The sequence below is a fragment of the Candidatus Aminicenantes bacterium genome, assembly GCA_011049425.1.
GTDB lineage: Bacteria > Acidobacteriota > Aminicenantia > UBA2199 > UBA2199 > UBA876.
Genome location: DSBM01000106.1, coordinates 1 through 14,790 on the forward strand (window position 1 = coordinate 1; position 14,790 = coordinate 14,790).

Genomic DNA, 14,790 nt, shown 5'->3' on the forward strand with positions numbered 1-14,790 from the left:
ACGGAACCACGTATTATGTAGATCTGATCAGCCTGCCGGGAGGCGGGCCGGGTAGCGGCGGTGGCGGGGGCGCTGCCGGAGAGCCGGCGGAAAGTACGGCCGACACACAGCCTTCACCGGACACCGTTACCGCCCCCGCGGATCCGGAACCTGAAAACGCTGGTTCCATGAGTGATCTAGCGGTAAAAAAAGAGCCGGAAAGTTCCGTGCGCTATCCAGATAAAAAAAGTCGCAGCCGTTGGGAACCAAAGCAAAAGCCCCTGCTTTCGGTCACACGCAAAAAGCCGGGAAAAAGCACCAAGACTTCAGACCGGCAATCTTCCCAGGGTGGTTCCCGGGGAGTACTGAGTACACGCATATCCGGTGGTTCCGGGGGAGACGGTTCCGGAGGGGTAGGCGGCGGTACCGGCGGTGGATATGGAAGCGGCGGTTTCCCCTACGCGTACTACGTTCAGACGCTCAGGGATCGTATTTCCGGTTCCTGGTATCGTTCCCTGGTTTCACCCGGATTGCGGGGAAGCCATGTAACCACCGTGTATTTTCGCATTGACCGCGGAGGCCGGGTGAGCGGGCTCAAGGTTGAAAAAAGCAGCGGCGTAAACGCGCTGGACCTGTCGGCGCGGCGGGCGGTGGAAAACGCCGCTCCTTTTCCGCCGCTGCCCGACGACTTCCCCTATTCCCACCTGTTGGTCCATTTTGAGTTTGAATGGGTGAAAAAATGAAAATGATTCAGAGCATTCTCTTGTTGACGCTGCTGCCGGCCCTGTTCCTGGGCGCGCAGCAGGAGATCCGTATCCGTATCAGTGACGGGGTTTCCATGATTCCCGTGGCTTTCCCCCGGGTGACCTTTGCGGTGCAATCCGCGGTAAAAGAGGATGCCGTCCGCGCTGATGTTGAAGATACACTGTGGAACGATCTGGAGTTTTCCCGGGTGTTTCGCATGGTTCCCCGTGAGCACTATAGCTACATCGAGACCTTCGACCCGCAGAACATCCGCTTTCGGGACTGGGAGTCCATTCAGGCCAATATCCTGATCTCCTGCCAGGTGGAAATGCCGGAGGCATCGCGTATTGTCATGGCTTTCCGCGTATATGATGTGCGCAACGGGGGACGATTTATTTTTGGGCGCAATTTCGGCGGTAAACGTGAATTCGCGCGCCTTATCGCCCACCGCGCCGCGGATGAAATGATGAAACAGTTTGGAGAAACCCCCTTGTTCACTTCGAAAATCATTTTTGTGTCCAGCCGCGATGGAAACGATGAGATTTACATGATGGACTATGACGGAGGCAGACAGCGCAGGATCACCATCAACTCCTGGATGGATGTGCTGCCCTCGTGGAGCCGGGATCATGAAAAGATCCTTTTTACCTCTTACCGCAATAACAATCCGGACCTGCTCATGTTTCACCTGTACACCGGCAAGACGGAATTTTTGTCGACGCAACGGGCCAACTACTGCGCGGACTGGGCCCCGGAAAGCAACCAGATTGTGTATACTTCGACCAAGAGCGGCAACGCGGAGTTGTATGTGCGGGATATGGATACGGGCCGGGAACGGCGCTTGACCTTTAACCGCGTGATTGACACCGCCCCCAATTGGAGCCCAAGCGGGAGGGAGATTGTATTCACTTCAGCTCGCACCGGTACTCCGCAGATCTATATCATGGATGCGGAAGGTACCAATGTGCGGCGCTTGACCACGGAGGGCAATTACCACGATTCGCCTGAATGGTCACCCGATGGCACCCGTATCCTGTTTGTTTCCCGCATTGAAAACCGCTTTGATGTTTTCACGTATCATGTGCGCACGAACAGCATCACCAAGTTGACTGAGAACGCCGGGCGCAACGAAAACCCCTCGTGGTCTCCTGATGGACGTCATATCGTGTTCGCCTCCAACCGCGGCGGAAGTTACCAGTTGTACCTCATGGATTACGATGGCGCCAACGTGAAACGCCTGACCAGCACGGGTGAAAACAAAATGCCCAAGTGGCAGAAATTCACTCATCGGCGGTTTGACAATTGATCTGCCCTGTACTATAAGATAGACTGAATTGATAGGAGGAGATTTCATGAAAAAATTACTGACTGTCTGCGTGCTTTGCCTAGCCATGCTCACTTTCTTTAATGGGTGCAAAAAGGAAGTACAAACCGAGCCTGAACCCCAGCCCGTGGTGGAAAAGGTTGAAGAAACCGCGCCTCAACCTGAGAAGCCGCAATTAACTGAAGAAGAGATCTTTATGCAGAAGACCCTTGATCAGATCAACCGCGAGGCTCACCTAAAGATGATTCATTTCGATTTTGACAAATACTTTATTCGTGAGGATATGAAATCCATCCTGCAGAAGAACAGTGAATGGCTGTTGAATCACGACAGTGTCGAAATCGTTATTGAAGGCCATTGCGATGAACGGGGAACCGTGGAGTACAACATGGCACTGGGCGAGAAACGTGCGGAAGCCGCCATGAAGTACCTGAAGTCGCTGGGCGTTCCCGCGGAGCGGATGCGAATCATCTCTTACGGCAAGAATCGTCCCCTGGTTAAAGGCGTGGACGAAGATTCCCATTTCATGAATCGTCGCAGCGAGTTCAAGGTAGTTAAAAAGTAATTCATCAAGACTGATTACAAGATGAAACAACGCGTTGCGCTCTTTCTGGGATTTTGTGTACTTTTGAGTGGGACCCTGTTGCCCATCCGCAAAGACACAAAGCTGCTTCTGGAAGAGATCCAGAGGTTGTCGAATCAAATCAAGGCCTTGAATCAGGATGTCGCCTCAATGCGGCAGACGCTCCGTGTCATGGAAGACAAGGTGAACGCCCTGACACGGACCGGAGCCGATGATACCCAGAACCAGGAAAACGTGGCCTTGAGTCTGCAATTCCTCAAGGAAGAGATCAACGAAATGAAAAACAAGGTTTCTGAAGTCATTGAGCGCCTGAAGTCCGCCCCCCCGGTTGCATCCGGGGGGGCGACTGCGGATGAGGAATATGCCGCGGCCGAGGAGGTGCAGTCTCCGGAAAACACCTATTACACGGCATATTCCGATTACATGAAAAAGAACTACGATCTTGCCATTCAGGGGTTCCAGCAGTTTATCAACCTTTTCCCCCGCAATGTACTGGCAGACAACGCCATGTACTGGATCGGCGAATGTTACTATGCCCAGAAGATGTTCGAGCAGGCCGTGGACACCTTCTCCCGCCTGATCGAAAGCTATGCGGACGGAGACAAAACCGCCGCGGCTACCCTGAAAAAGGGATACGCGCTGATCGAAATGGGCCGGGAAAGCGAAGGCGTTTCCGTACTCAGACAGTTGATCACCCAATTCCCCCTGTCCGAGGAAGCTTCCCTGGCCCAGCAGAAGATCCGGGATATCAGTCAGTAGAGGTGATGTGAATGAGTCATGTCAGGAGTATGAACCGGGTAATCCTGGTGGGGAGAGTGGGTCGTGATCCCGAAATCACCCATATTCCCAGTATTGAGAAAGATGTCGCCAAGTTCAGTCTGGCCACCAGTGAAGGCTACATGGACAAAAGTAACCAGTGGCAGGAATCCACCGAATGGCACAACATTGTAGCCTGGAGCGGGCTGGCTCAGAAGGTTGAACGCAGCATCAGTAAAGGTGACATGGTATTGGTCGAGGGAAAGATCAAGACCCGCAAGTGGCAGGACAAGGACAACCAGGAACGCCGCACAACTGAGATCTACGCGGACAACCTGGTAGTATTGGACCGGATTAACCGCGGCGGCGGCACGGGTGATGGCGGGGGCGGAAGTCGCGGACGCAGGGAAGGCGCTCCAGCCAAGCCCCAGGAACCACCCGTGCGAGATATCAATGAATTTCCCTACGATGACAGCCAGGGTGATCCCTTCTAATCATGGCATTCGTTAATTACAACAACAAAGAAATCACGGTTAAGATCGTTTATTATGGCCCTGCTCTGAGCGGCAAAACCACTTGCCTGCGCTACATTTACGCCAGCCGCAGTCTGAAAAAAAAAGGCAAACTGATCACCCTGGATACCGATGGCGACCGCACCCTGTTTTTCGATTTTCTGCCGCTGGAAATCGGCAAATTGGGAGAGTATACGGTAAAGATCCAGTTGTACACCGTTCCCGGGCAGGTGGCTTACGACACCACGCGAAAACTGGTTTTGCAGGGGGCGGACGGAATCGTTTTCGTGGCCGATTCCCAGGTGGCGGTTCGTGAGCAGAACATCGCCAGTTACAAAAACATGAAACGTAACCTGGCGCTAAACAACATTTCGTACAGTGAAATTCCCATTATCCTGCAGTACAACAAGCGCGATCTGCACGAAATTCTGCCTGTGGATGAGTTAAACAGTGACCTGAACGGCGACAACAAGCCTTTTTCCCCCACCGTGGCCACTTCGGGCGAAAAGATCATTGAATCCCTGCATACCATTATGCGCCTGGTGGTGATCTCGTTGAAAAACCGTTTGTCGGTATTCCAAAAAGACAAAACCGTGATGTTTTCCCGGGATGAAATCACCACGTCGTCTCCCGAATCACCTGAGCCCATTGAAAAAATTTCAGGGAAAGCGTCGGAAATGGAAGCTGGGGACACTGAAGCTGAAGACATCTTTGAGTTGGACAGTCCGATTGAGGAATTGGAATCCGCAGAGGAAGAGGAAGCGATTTTTGATCTTGGTGATGAGTCCGTGTTGACACCAGGAGAAGCAGAAGCCATCGAAGTTCCCGATTTTGACCATCAGGCGGACTCCACCTCACCGCCGTTGGCGGATGCCCACAAGCCGGGAGGGCAGGACAGTACCGATTACTGGGAAGAGAAAGAAAACAGCGATATTCACATTCGCCTGGATGATTCCGCCGGCAAAGTCGTGATTCCCGTAACCCTGGTTGTGCCCAAAGGGCATGACAAGACCCAAGTGGATATCCAGCTCTCTGTAACCATTCAGTCGGAAGACTGACCAGGACAATATGAGGTTTCGTCTGGGATGCCTGTTGCTGGCGGCTTGCTACCCGCTAATGATCCCGGGTCAGGGAACCCAGGTGCTGGCGGACAAAACCGCCGCCGCCATCGGAAAGGTACTGGCTTCCCGGTACAATCCCAGCACCACCATTATTTCCTTTGAAAACCACACGGAATGGCCGGATGTGGCGGTGCAGAAGTTTTACCAGCTGCTGGTTTCCGGGCTGGAAACCATTCCTCAGAAAGGTTTTGAATTTCATGACCGCATGGTGGCTTTTACCGGCGGTCGCGGTCGCTTCCAGGTTCGCCGACTTGACGATATCGCATTCTTGATTGCGCTGAAGATGATCCGCTCGCAAGCCAGGGTGGGGGTGGGGATTACGGTATTTTCCCGCCAATCGGATCGCATAGTGGCTATTCGCTATGTATCCGAGAAGATTCCAGCCGGGGAGTTGCGGATCCTGAATCTGCCTGAACAGGTTTTTGCGGGTACCGGATTCTCGATGACGGCGCGTATTGAGGCTGACCCCGGCCTGATGGACGTCTGTTCCCGGACCGAACCCAACGGCCAGGTCCGTCACTATTTTCTATATCCAGATAAAGTCGAAGTGTTTGAATGGCAGGAACGCCGCATGGTGCGTTTGCTGACACTGCCCCTGGAGTGGGGACGCCCCATCACCCCGGCCCGGCAGATAGAGGGCCATCTGCTGGTGTTCCATAACCAGTTCGGTTTATGGTTGACAGTCGGCACCAACATATCAAAAGAATCACTGGTATTTCTGCGGCGCGCGGGAAGCTGGGAATCACGGGAAACCCTTGACTTTGTGCCCATTCGCCGCCTGGTGATCAACGACGCTCCATATCTGGCGGGCATGCGCTACGCCTCCGGCCGCAATTATTTTCATGGCGGCTTGGTCTTGATGCCTTTGGTTGAGGGCCGGCCGGACCGGGATCGATTGTACGAAAAGCCTCTGCCCGACGCGTTTGCCGTTGATTTTACCGCCCGGGATGGGCGCTTGACCGGTCTGCATCTGGTTGACCGGGATTATCGTTACCGCGTGTATACCACGGATTTCGAAGATTCCACCGCGGATGAACGCCTGCGTGGTGCCGCCCTGGCGGCTTTAGAAACCGAGTGGGTGGCACTTTCCGCCTATACCCGCGGCAATGACCGCGTGCATTTTTTCAAGACCAAAAACGGCGGTGTCCGGGAAGTGTATGAAGGGGATTTTCCCGGTTGCGAGATCCGTTTTATCAGTCCCGGAAGATGGGAAGACAAGCCGGGGTTCTGGATCTGCCTGGATGGCGCGGATCAAAAAAGTGTCCGGGCGGAACTGCAATTCTGGAGCAGGAGTGACTTGCCGCAACAAACACAGAAAGACAATACGGAAAAACCGGAAGAGGTCGGCGATGTCCAGAATTAAGTGGGCCCTGATCCTTTTTGCGCTATCGGTTGCCCTCATGTACGGCGCCATAAAGCCCACTTATGGAGGAGAAGTCCGCATCCGCCTGGGTGAACCGGCCACTTTTGCTTTTTCTCCTTCCAATTATTCCAACCTGGTTTTTTATTCCCTGATTTACGAAAACTTTTTCTATCACGAAAGTAGCGGTCGCCTGCGATCGAATCTTTTTTCCAATTACCATTATGACAACAGCAAACATACCCTTACCCTTGACCTGCGGCGCAATCTCAGTTTTTCTGACGGCAGTCCGGTAACCCCGGACCATGTATTGAAATCCCTGGAATCGTTCATTTCGCGGAACCTGCTTGGGGCGCGAAAACTGGGGAAACGAATTCGCCGTTTGCAGGTTTCAGGGGATTCCATCGTCATAGAACTGGCTTATCACCTTCCCGATGCCGTTTTTTTACTGGCCGTTCCTGAACTGATTCTTCAGGCGGACCGTGACAATGTGTTTTCCGGTCCCTTTATCCCCGTGGAATGGGAACAGGGCCGATTTATTTTATTGAAAGCCAATTCCTTTTATCCCGGGGGCCGTAGTTACCTGGATCACGTGCGTGTGATCTTTAACGATGAGTCGAATCCCGATATTTTCTTGTCGACACCCGGTCGCTTTGACGCGGAACAATTCAGTGAATACAATGCCGGGATCTTTCAGAATGTTTACCTCAGTTTCCCAGGTGACAGGGTGGGTGAAAATACGCGCATGGCCTTGTTCTCCCTTTTCCGCGAGTTTTTCCTTTCCCAGGGCTATTCAGAGCTCAACGCCTTGACCACGGATGCGGAATCACCGGTTACCATCAATATGCGGCGTCTTCCCCTGGCTCGCGTACGCTCCGTGCTGCGTTCTTCCCGGATCCAGGTGTATCTCCAATCCTCCTTGAAACGCGAAGAGGAACAATTGCTGGATTTTCTCAAAACCAAGGGAGTTTCCATCCAGACGCGTTTCATCGAGGATGGGCAATTGCGTAACTTCATGGAGGGGGCACACGTGGAGTACCTTATCCTGGAGAAAGTATTTCAGCAACGCATGCCCCTGGAAGAAAAGGTGCGGCGCGTGGTGTCGGAATTGACTTTCGGCCGCTTTAACGCCCAGTATTTACAGTTGATCAACGAATTAGAGGAAGTCAGTCGTTTCAACAGCGATGAGATGCTATTGGATCAAGTGGCAAAAATCGTGGGCCGTATCATTGAAGAGGGCTTCCTGATCCCGCTGTGTCAACAGCGCTATTCCATGTTTGCGAATCGCAGGCTGCGGGGATTTTATATGGATCTGTATGGCCGCCCACTTCTGCAGGGAATGTATCTACCATGAAAACTTGCGAAAACAAGCAAAAATGCTTGGCGGTTGCCATACTGTTACTGGTGATGCTTCTGGCTCCAAACAGGCGCATGTCGGCCATGGAGTTCGGCGCCTATGCGGGTACCCTGAATAAAACCGGGACCACTCTGCTGGGGCTGACTCTGGATTCAGGGTTCCTGTTTCCCGTACTGAAGTTGGAGACCGAGGCTTACATGTTCACAAATGACGAACGTACGGGAAAGGTCCTGACCCTGGGCCTGAAAATCAACCCCGCACTCGGCCGGATTTCTCCTTATGCGGTGGCGGGAGTGGGTTCTGAACTGCAACGCCTTGACCTGTCGCAGGCAAAGGACCGCTACTTCACTTTTGTTGGCGGTGGTTTAAAAGTGGGACTGGCCCCCATTCTGTTTTTGCGGCTGGATGTGCGTTTTCAGCAACACGGCAAAAGGGATGATAGCGTTCCAGGGACTGAAGCCATAGATTTTATCCGCTATTCCGCGGGCCTGGTAATCCGGATCTAGCCTGCATTTCTCACAACCATCCGTCCATTTCGCGACAATCCTTGCGGGAAACGCAGGCTAAATGGGACGAAGCCCGCAGCCGATTTATTGCCAACGTTTGTAAATGTGGATGTAACTTTCTTTTTTCAACTGGTCCAGGTATTCCCTTTGTTTGACTTCATGGCGTTCCGCCATAAGGATGCGTTTGATCTGATCACGGACCTCTTCGTATTCCACTAACCCGGAAGGTTCAAAGCGAATCAATTGCAGTAAATACCAGCCGCTTTCCGCGCGCACCCATTGCGACATTTCTTTGGGTTTGAGCGTGGACGCGGCCTTTTCCAGATCCGGGTCCATTTCTCCGGCTTTGAACTCTCCCAGGTGGATGCTCTTTTCGTTATCCGCACCGAGTTCGGTGTACTCCCGGGCCACAGTGGCAAAGTCCGCGGAATCGAGGGCCTTCAATACCGCATCGGCTTTGGCTTGAAGCGATTCATCTCCGGAATGGTTGGCCGGGTTCAGGTAAACGGCATTCAGGTCATACCGGGCAGGGAGCGTGTAGTTGCTGATGTTTTCTTTGTAGTAACCCATGATCTCAGCGTTGTCGACCTTGATTTTGCTGGTGACTTCTTCGTAAATCAGTCGCTGTTGCATGCGGTATAGTTTCTGCTGTTGGCGGAAAAGTTCATAAGTCAGCCCTTCCCGGCGCAACGCTTCCTTGAGTTCATCTTCGGTGTTGAAGTTGTTTTGTTTCATGATCTCTTTGATCATGACATCCACATCGCTGTTCACATCGTAATCGCGGCGCTTGGCCTCGGCTACGAGCAACTTGCGTTCGATAAAAGTGTCCATCAACTCCTGTTTCATGCGTTCCATGGCTTCCTGCAGTTGTTCGTCCTGGAACTGGTTGTTTAGATTACGGGTCCACTCCGCTTCGGCGTTACGCAGCTCGGAATAGGTAATGGGTTCACCGTTGACCACGGCGTACACTTCTTCGATCACTTCAGTGGTCTGGGCGAAAAGCGCCGGCTGAATCATCAGCAGCGCAACGGGCAGTATTATCTTAGTTATCTGTTTCATCTGAATGATCTCCTGTTTCCGGGGAATAGGTAAAGCCCATATTTTCTTTCACGATTTTTATATGGAGAGATTCCCGGGCTTCTTCCAGCATGACTTCATAAGCGGCGCGGAGTTTCTGGGACATCAAATCCCTGTGGATTTGACTCTTTACGCGTTGCAGTGGCAGCGTGCGCCGGTTGCTGCGGCTGGTGACTTTAAAGATGTGAAATCCGAACTTTGATTCCACCACGGGACTGATCTGATGGGGGCGCAGCGAAAAAACCACATTTTCCATCTCTTCCGGCAAAACTCCCTTTTCAAAGATGCCCATGTATCCGTTGTTGACAGCTTCGGGGGAAAGCGACCGTGTACGGGCCAGTTCCTCGAAACGATCAGGGGAATTTTGCAGGATGCCGCGCAGTTCAATGGCCTGGTCCTTGTCGGAAAGCAGGATCTGATACAGGTGGACTTCCGTCTCCTGGCGGAAATCATTTCGATGGGTGCGGTAGTACTCTGCAATTTCATTGTCACTGACTTCCTGTTGACGGAAATAGTTGAAGTACAGGTATTTTTGAATGCGGGCGGTTTCCATGAGAATGGGCCGGGGCAATGAATCCGAGGGAAGTTGTAGTTTTTCGCTTAATCCAGGAAGTTCATCGGCGCTTACCGTCACTCCGGCCTGCTCAGCGCGATAACGCAGGATTTGATAATCGACGAAACCGTCAAATAAGCGGGACAACAAACTGGAACGACTGGAATCCAGCTTCAGGTCGGGGTAGCGGCTGGAAAGATAGTCCGCAAAGTCCGCGCGGGAAAACTTACATTCCTCGATTTCCAGTACGGTCGGCGATTTCGTGGACTCAGAACTCGGAACGGCCGCCTTTTCTTGATTCCGGGCAGGCGGACTTTTGCCGCAAGCGGCAATCATGCCTAGCAACAGAATCCAGATTAAGGTAGCGGATCGGGGTATGGCGTTCATGGTATAGCGGCATTATAGCCGAATCGGGCGGTGGTTTCAATCCGCCCGCCAATTCGACGGGACGCGCGCCAGGGTTTCAGGGATGGAGGCGGGAGCGGATAAAAGCCGTGAATTCCGCCGGCATGGGACTGAAGGCGTGCAGGATCGTTTCGGATTCAGGATGCTTAAAACGAATGTTGTGGGCATGCAGCGCCAGGCGGGGGAATGGCGGGCCGCCTTTTCCGTACCAGTCGTCTCCCAGGATGGGGGTTTCGGCGTGACGCATGTGGACGCGGAGCTGGTGGGTGCGTCCGGTCAGGGGATCCAGTCGCAACAACGCGCAGTCGCCCAGACGCAGAAGCAACTCATAACGGGTGACGGCTTCGCGCACGCCGATCTCGTTCGGCCGCCGCGCCACGGTAATGCGGCGCCTGTCCCGCCGGCTGCGCACCAGGGGAAGGTCAATTACACCTATGGGAATACGTGGAACCCCGTAAACCAGCCCCAGGTAGGACTTGTGAATGCGGCGTTGGCTGAATTGGCGCATCAGGCGGCGCATGCTGCGGCGGTGGCGCGCCAGGATCAAGACCCCCGATGTGTCTCGATCCAGGCGATGAACAATACCCGGCCTTTCAGTGTCAGCGCACATAACCGCGGCTTCGGGATAGTCACGTAGAAAGATATCCAGGATGGTTTCTTGGCGTTCGCCCGCTCCGGGATGTACGGCGATTCCCACGGGCTTGTGGATGATCAGGATATCCTCGTCCCGGTACAACAAATGCAGGTTGGTTTTCGAATCGGGAACTTCCGTTTTTTCCGGCAACACTTCCAGTTCCAGCAAGTCTCCGGAATGGACAGTGCGGCTTTTGCGTTTTTCAACATGGTTGTTCAGGTACGCATTGCCGATCGCGATGCACTTTTCAATGCGGCTCCGGCTCAGTTGAGGAAAAAGCGCCGCCAGACAGCGATCGAGGCGGTTGCCGTCAAGCTCGGGCGGAAGGGTGATGCGTTTTTTCATGTTTCGGGATCCCGAAGTTCATGCTGCGGTGCCCTTACCCCGCAAAATAGAAAGCATCAGCAGGCAGACACCGATGGTAATGGCTGAGTCAGCCAGGTTAAAGGTCGGCCATGACCAGGAGCCGAAACTGAAATGGAGAAAATCCACGACGGACCCGTCAATTAAGCGGTCCACCAGGTTGCCCACGGCTCCTCCCGCCACCAGGGAAAGGCCGGCCAATTCCAGGCGGCACTCCCGCGATATGCGCAGAAAAAAGACCATGACCAGGGCCAGCGCGAATATTGAGAGTATCGTAATGCCCTTCTGCAGCCAAGTGCCGGCACCTTTGGCAAAAAGTCCCCAGACAGCTCCGGAATTTCGGATGTAGAGGATATAAAAAAAACCAGGAATTACTTCGATGCGTTCGAAAAGGTGCAATCCATTTTTTACCACGATCTTGCTGACCTGGTCCAGGATTACGATCAGGCCGGACAAAGCCAGAAAAAGCCCCTTACCGGTCAGGTTGAAACGGTTCATGGATGACCTCGATCACCTTGCGGCAGCGCGGGCAGAGTTCCGGTTGGGATTCAACCCTGCTTTTGGATGCGAATCTCTTCCAACAACGCGGGCATTTGCCTCCGTTGAACGGGGTTACCTGTATGGCGGTTTCGGTTCCGTTCATGAAATAGACCGCGGCGGTAACCAGGATCTCGTTGAGCAGGTCCTGCGCGGAATCCAGCATCTGGGCCTGGTCCGGGCTTAGGGTGATGCTCACGGCGGCTTCGAGCGAATCACCGATTTCTCCGCGTTGCCGGGCCTCCTCCAGCTCTTTCAGGGCGATCTCGCGCACCTCCATAATGGCCTGCCAGCGGCGGCCATCCACCCGTTCGCGCAGGTCTTTGCGCAAGCCGGGAAAGGTGTGCAGGTGGATGGAGTCGTTTTCTTCAGCATCCGGCAGGTGCCGCCAGGCTTCTTCCGCGGTGAATACCAGGATGGGAGCCATTAACAGCAGAGAGTCGCGCAACATATGATGGATCGCCGCCTGGGTCGCACGGCGCTGCGCGGAATCGATCGGGTTGCAGTAGAGGTTGTCCTTGTTGAAGTTCAGGTAGAAAGAGCTGAGATCCACGGTAAAAAAGTTGGCCAGGGTGTGAAATACCACGTGGGTATCGTATTGATCGTAGGCGGCCAGGGCGTTTTCCTTGACCTCTTCAAAGCGGGACAAGATAAACAGGTCGGTTTCACGCAGGCGGCAAGAGTCCAGGCTATGGCGACGCGGTTCGAAATCATGGAGTACTCCAAGCATGAAGCGCCAGGTATTGCGGATCTTGCGGTAACTCTCGGTGACCCGGGAGATGATTTCGTCCCCCAGGCGGATGTCTTCGCGATAATTGGCCATGGCTACCCAGAGCCGCAGGATTTCCGCTCCCCGGGATTCCACGATCTGTTGCGGCGGAATCACGTTGCCCAGCGACTTTGACATGGCCTTGCCTTCCTGGTCCAGTGCCCACCCATGGGTTACCACGGTGCGGTAAGGAGAAACATTGCGGGCGCTGAGGCCGACCAGGAGCGCGGAGTGGTACCAGCCGCGAAACTGATCTCCCCCTTCCAGATAGACATGAGCGGGATATTTGTGGTCTTTGCGCGACTCGAGCACCGAAATGGAAGAACCGGATTCGAACCACACGTCCAGAATATCCATGCCCTTGCGGAACCCGGTCGCGTTGCAGGCGGAGCAGGTGGTTCCAGCAGGAATGAAATCTGAAGCCGGTTGCTTGTACCAGGATTCCGACCCATTGGCGGCGAATGCCTCGCGAACCTGATCGACGGCTTCAATGTTCAGTAGGGGTTCGCCGCATTTTTCGCAATAAAAGACGGGAATGGGAACGCCCCAGTCGCGTTGGCGTGAAATGCACCAGTCCGGGCGGTTCTCCAGCATGGAGAGCATGCGGTCACGGCCCCATACGGGAAGCCATTGCACACTGCGAGTCGCCTCCATGGCCCGGCTGCGCAGATCCGCGGTATCCATTGAAATAAACCATTGGGCGGTGGCGCGGTAGATGACGGGATTGCGGCAGCGCCAGCAATGGGGGTATGAGTGGGGGTAGATTTCCTTGTGCAACAGGAAGCCGCCTTTTTCCAGGTCTTTCAGCACGGCGGCATTGCCCTCGTTGATGTGCATTCCGGCGTAGGCGCCGGTAGTTGAGTCGAAACGGCCATCGTCTTGAACCGGAGAGTAGATGTCCAGTTTGTAGCGCAGGCCGGACTGATAATCTTCTTCGCCGTGACCGGGGGCGGTGTGTACACAACCCGTGCCCTGGTCCAGCATAACGTAGTCCGCCGTGATCAACAACGATTCCCGGTTGTAGAGGGGATGCCGGGCATGAAAGCCCTCGAGGCGGGCGCCGGGGAATACAAAAATTTCGCGAAACTCTTTCTGCGCGGTTTCAGCGATCACCGGGATCAGGCGTCGCGCGGCGATCAGTCGTTGGCCGTCCATTTCAAAAACCGCGTATTCCGCCTCAGGCTGGAGGGCGATGGCCAGGTTGGCGGGAATGGTCCAGGGCGTGGTGGTCCAGATCAGAACAGAGAGTCCATCACCAACGTGGGGTTTCAGAAAATCCGGGGGATCGGGCATGGGAAAGCGCACCGTGATGGAATGGGATTCGTGATTGTGGTATTCAACCTCCGCTTCCGCCAGGGCGGTGCGACAATGGGTACACCAGTAAACCGGCTTCTTGCTGCGGTAGACGTTGCCGCTTTTCACGAAGGAGTTGAAGTACTCGATGATCCCCGCTTCATATTCATGCTGCAACGTCATAAAGGGGTTTTCCCAGTCTCCCAATACCCCCAGGCGCATGAATCCCTCTCGCTGTACATTCAGGAAACGCAAGGCATATTCGCGGCAGATGTCGCGGAATTCCGTCACCGACATATCGGCCTTTTTTTTCCCCAGGGTCTGGTCCACCTGGTGTTCGATCGGCAATCCATGACAATCCCAACCAGGCACAAAGGGAGCGCGGTGTCCCTGCATGGAGCGAATGCGCACAATAAAATCTTTCAGGATCTTGTTCAGGGCATGACCCAGATGGATGTGACCGTTGGCATAAGGAGGACCGTCATGAAGAATAAACAGCGGGCCCTCGCGACGGGCCTCGAGAATTCGGTGGTAGATGTCCATTTCCTGCCATTTCTGGATGATTTCGGGTTCCCTCCGGTTTAGTTGCGCCTTCATGGGGAAGGCCGTACGCGGAAGTGTCAGCGTGTCTTTCCAATTTGGCGTGTTGTCATCTGCCATCCGATTTTTCTCCATTTTCGGGATTTGTTTAGAAAAGAGGGGGAATCAAGTCATATTTTGCCCCATTTCGAGCTGATAGTCAAGTAGAGCGAACAGGTGGCAGGTGGAAAAACTGGGGACGGTGCTTGTAAACATGTAAATACGGATTTTTGGATAATGACAAGAGAAAACAGGCCATAGACTATGGGCGATGGGAAAGAAGGTGACAGGTGACATGGGCGGCCCCCCGGAGGCTGTCTCAAAAACATCTCAGGTGC

General features: G+C 53.9%; 13 protein-coding genes. 8 read left to right on the top strand and 5 right to left on the bottom strand.

Translation table 11 applies throughout. From position 1 onward, the window contains the following. The 8 genes from ENN40_06645 to ENN40_06680 all read left to right on the top strand — a co-directional run. Nucleotides 1-722: TonB family protein (locus tag ENN40_06645; GenBank protein HDP95021.1), on the top strand; the 722-nt coding region annotated here is incomplete at its 5' end. Continuing rightward, nucleotides 707-2,029: a Tol-Pal system beta propeller repeat protein TolB gene (gene tolB, locus ENN40_06650; protein ID HDP95022.1), complete on the top strand. Its 1,323-nt coding sequence runs from the start codon at nucleotides 707-709 to the stop codon at nucleotides 2,027-2,029. The genes ENN40_06645 and tolB, both read left to right, overlap by 16 nt. A 46-nt stretch (nucleotides 2,030-2,075) precedes the next feature. Beyond that, entirely contained in the window at nucleotides 2,076-2,612 is a 537-nt protein-coding gene (gene pal, locus ENN40_06655; GenBank protein ID HDP95023.1) for a peptidoglycan-associated lipoprotein Pal, read from the top strand. A 21-nt stretch (nucleotides 2,613-2,633) separates the two neighbouring features. Beyond that, nucleotides 2,634-3,389, top strand: coding sequence for a tol-pal system protein YbgF (gene ybgF / locus ENN40_06660; GenBank protein ID HDP95024.1), 756 nt, complete (start codon nucleotides 2,634-2,636; stop codon nucleotides 3,387-3,389). 11 nt (nucleotides 3,390-3,400) lie between these two features. Continuing rightward, nucleotides 3,401-3,880, top strand: coding sequence for a single-stranded DNA-binding protein (ssb, locus tag ENN40_06665; protein ID HDP95025.1), 480 nt, complete (start codon nucleotides 3,401-3,403; stop codon nucleotides 3,878-3,880). Between the two features lie 2 nt (nucleotides 3,881-3,882). Continuing rightward, nucleotides 3,883-4,956: a GTPase gene (locus tag ENN40_06670; protein HDP95026.1), complete on the top strand. Its 1,074-nt coding sequence runs from the start codon at nucleotides 3,883-3,885 to the stop codon at nucleotides 4,954-4,956. Between the two features lie 1,169 nt (nucleotides 4,957-6,125). Then, the gene (locus tag ENN40_06675) at nucleotides 6,126-7,733 is read left to right on the top strand and encodes a hypothetical protein (protein HDP95027.1); all 1,608 of its coding nucleotides are present in this window, start codon (nucleotides 6,126-6,128) and stop codon (nucleotides 7,731-7,733) included. After that, nucleotides 7,730-8,242, top strand: coding sequence for a hypothetical protein (locus ENN40_06680; protein HDP95028.1), 513 nt, complete (start codon nucleotides 7,730-7,732; stop codon nucleotides 8,240-8,242). The genes ENN40_06675 and ENN40_06680 overlap by 4 nt, the downstream gene beginning before the upstream one ends. Before the next feature lie 84 nt (nucleotides 8,243-8,326). Here the strand turns inward: ENN40_06680 and ENN40_06685 are convergent, their stop codons facing one another. The 5 genes from ENN40_06685 to ENN40_06705 all read right to left on the bottom strand — a co-directional run bounded on the left by ENN40_06685 (nucleotide 8,327) and on the right by ENN40_06705 (nucleotide 14,548). After that, the gene (locus ENN40_06685) at nucleotides 8,327-9,301 is read right to left on the bottom strand and encodes a hypothetical protein (GenBank protein ID HDP95029.1); all 975 of its coding nucleotides are present in this window, start codon (nucleotides 9,299-9,301) and stop codon (nucleotides 8,327-8,329) included. Beyond that, entirely contained in the window at nucleotides 9,285-10,259 is a 975-nt protein-coding gene (locus tag ENN40_06690; protein HDP95030.1) for a hypothetical protein, read from the bottom strand. The genes ENN40_06685 and ENN40_06690 overlap by 17 nt, the downstream gene beginning before the upstream one ends. Nucleotides 10,260-10,335: 76 nt before the next feature. Continuing rightward, on the bottom strand, nucleotides 10,336-11,256 hold the full coding sequence (locus ENN40_06695; protein ID HDP95031.1) for an RluA family pseudouridine synthase: 921 nt from the start codon (nucleotides 11,254-11,256) through the stop codon (nucleotides 10,336-10,338). Nucleotides 11,257-11,274: 18 nt separating this feature from the next. After that, a complete protein-coding gene (gene lspA, locus ENN40_06700; protein HDP95032.1) occupies nucleotides 11,275-11,772 on the bottom strand; it encodes a signal peptidase II in 498 nt (165 codons plus the stop codon). Next, entirely contained in the window at nucleotides 11,747-14,548 is a 2,802-nt protein-coding gene (locus ENN40_06705; GenBank protein ID HDP95033.1) for an isoleucine--tRNA ligase, read from the bottom strand. The genes lspA and ENN40_06705 overlap by 26 nt, the downstream gene beginning before the upstream one ends. Nucleotides 14,549-14,790 lie beyond the last annotated feature (242 nt).

Coding starts and splice junctions, on each gene's coding strand:
- ENN40_06685 (HDP95029.1), bottom strand. CDS start 9,301: ATGAAACAGATAACTAAGATAATACTGCCCGTTGCGCTGCTGATGATT.
- ENN40_06705 (HDP95033.1), bottom strand. CDS start 14,548: ATGGAGAAAAATCGGATGGCAGATGACAACACGCCAAATTGGAAAGAC.
- tolB (HDP95022.1), top strand. CDS start 707: ATGGGTGAAAAAATGAAAATGATTCAGAGCATTCTCTTGTTGACGCTG.
- ENN40_06675 (HDP95027.1), top strand. CDS start 6,126: ATGACCGCGTGCATTTTTTCAAGACCAAAAACGGCGGTGTCCGGGAAG.
- ENN40_06695 (HDP95031.1), bottom strand. CDS start 11,256: ATGAAAAAACGCATCACCCTTCCGCCCGAGCTTGACGGCAACCGCCTC.
- lspA (HDP95032.1), bottom strand. CDS start 11,772: ATGAACCGTTTCAACCTGACCGGTAAGGGGCTTTTTCTGGCTTTGTCC.
- ybgF (HDP95024.1), top strand. CDS start 2,634: ATGAAACAACGCGTTGCGCTCTTTCTGGGATTTTGTGTACTTTTGAGT.
- ENN40_06680 (HDP95028.1), top strand. CDS start 7,730: ATGAAAACTTGCGAAAACAAGCAAAAATGCTTGGCGGTTGCCATACTG.
- ssb (HDP95025.1), top strand. CDS start 3,401: ATGAGTCATGTCAGGAGTATGAACCGGGTAATCCTGGTGGGGAGAGTG.
- ENN40_06670 (HDP95026.1), top strand. CDS start 3,883: ATGGCATTCGTTAATTACAACAACAAAGAAATCACGGTTAAGATCGTT.
- pal (HDP95023.1), top strand. CDS start 2,076: ATGAAAAAATTACTGACTGTCTGCGTGCTTTGCCTAGCCATGCTCACT.
- ENN40_06690 (HDP95030.1), bottom strand. CDS start 10,259: ATGAACGCCATACCCCGATCCGCTACCTTAATCTGGATTCTGTTGCTA.